3 protein-coding genes are annotated in these 1,330 nt (G+C 36.9%); all 3 read left to right on the top strand.

Annotated features, from left to right (window positions below; translation table 11 throughout):
- The first annotated feature begins 268 nt into the window (after positions 1–268).
- The 3 genes from GGG_RS0118860 (at position 269) to GGG_RS0118850 (ending at position 1,316) form a co-directional block, all read left to right on the top strand.
- Positions 269–481 (top strand): hypothetical protein, encoded by a 213-nt coding sequence (locus GGG_RS0118860; RefSeq protein WP_010117931.1) that lies wholly within the window; start codon positions 269–271, stop codon positions 479–481.
- A 65-nt stretch (positions 482–546) separates the two neighbouring features.
- Positions 547–744 (top strand): hypothetical protein, encoded by a 198-nt coding sequence (locus GGG_RS0118855; protein ID WP_010117929.1) that lies wholly within the window; start codon positions 547–549, stop codon positions 742–744.
- Positions 744–1,316, top strand: a complete 573-nt coding sequence (locus GGG_RS0118850) for an Nmad5 family putative nucleotide modification protein (RefSeq protein ID WP_010117927.1) — start codon at positions 744–746, stop codon at positions 1,314–1,316. The genes GGG_RS0118855 and GGG_RS0118850 overlap by 1 nt, the downstream gene beginning before the upstream one ends.
- Positions 1,317–1,330: the final 14 nt, after the last annotated feature.

The following is a 1,330-nucleotide window of genomic DNA, read 5'->3' as shown; positions in this document are numbered from 1 at the left end:
TCCATCTAACCCACCCTATGTGGGTTTTCATTTACCTGTAACACCTAAAACTTATAATCAACACCAAGGTTAATGAAGGATAACCTGTAATAACTAAGTTTGACCTATCTCGCCCTGCTATATGCAGGGTTTTCTTTTGTCTATTAAAAAACAATTTACCTTAAAAGTAAAATATTTTTAATTATTTTACCTTGCAGGTATTTACTTTATTTTACCTTGTGGGTATATTTTATCTCACAGACAAACAAACCTTCTCAGTGAGACAAAAATGGAAATTCAAAATTTACGCTTACAACTCCTTCAGCTTTCAGGCGGTCAAGTTGAACACGCTCAAGCAATGGAAAAATACGTTTTGGAAGGTACTGGCTTAAATCAGCAAATGGGCGAAGCGGTAAAAACTGCGGAAGTTGGTGAAGATCCAGTGGATGAAAAGTGTGGATGCTTGATCTGCTTAATCAAAGAATTTCAAAAAGATTTTTAATTTTAAATAAAAAAGCACACTGGCCTTCGACTTCCGTGTGCTTTTACTCAAAGAGTGAGATAAGTATGAAACAAACACATCTTAAAAGTCAAACGACTCAATATTTAAATCAGCCTCCTACGGCTGAAAACACTGTTCAGTATAGAAGCTCAGGCTTGGCTATCCCTTCAATCCTTGTATTGATTCTTTTAGCAATGCTTGCAGGCGGTGTTTTTAGTTGCTCAGGTTATCAAAGTGCTACAGCAAAGATGGGGGTGAAATGATGAGTCGCTTAACTAAATCTTTACGTGAAGCAATGCTTGAAACGATTCTTTCACATGCATTTGATGCAAAACAAAAAAATGCTAAACAGCAAAAAATCATTGCTGGTGAAAAAGTTTATCAAGACATTTATGGTTCACATCTCATTGCAATGGAGAGCTTACCTAAAGGATTCTTACCTAAAAGCTCGGCATTTTATGTAGCAATTTCAGGTCAAACGCATACTGTTCAGTGTTCTGAAAACCGCTTAATTGGTAAAGGTCACTACGATAAATGGAGTGATAGAGCAAAGCTATATGTAGGTGATGAGAGAGTTGCTATCGAGTTTCAAAAAGCTGTTGAGCTTTGTAATGACTTGGAATCTCAGCGCAAATCCATGTCTCGTGAAATTAGCCCAGTTCTTGAAAGTGTTCACACATTCAAAAAACTATGGGAAGTATGGCCTGAATCAAAATCACTTTTAGAAAAGTTTGAAGAAAAGCCAACAATCGCGATCCTACCTGCTGTTCAAGTGAATAAGCTGAATGTGGCTTTGGGATTGCCTGTTTCGGAAGTCAAGGAGTCACAACAATGAATATGCTTTCTAAT

Origin of the sequence: Acinetobacter sp. P8-3-8, from assembly GCF_000214135.1 — a bacterium.
In the GTDB taxonomy this organism is placed as follows: domain Bacteria; phylum Pseudomonadota; class Gammaproteobacteria; order Pseudomonadales; family Moraxellaceae; genus Acinetobacter.
This window is presented reverse-complemented; position numbering and strand designations above follow the sequence as displayed.

Coding starts and splice junctions, on each gene's coding strand:
- GGG_RS0118860 (WP_010117931.1), top strand. CDS start 269: ATGGAAATTCAAAATTTACGCTTACAACTCCTTCAGCTTTCAGGCGGT.
- GGG_RS0118855 (WP_010117929.1), top strand. CDS start 547: ATGAAACAAACACATCTTAAAAGTCAAACGACTCAATATTTAAATCAG.
- GGG_RS0118850 (WP_010117927.1), top strand. CDS start 744: ATGAGTCGCTTAACTAAATCTTTACGTGAAGCAATGCTTGAAACGATT.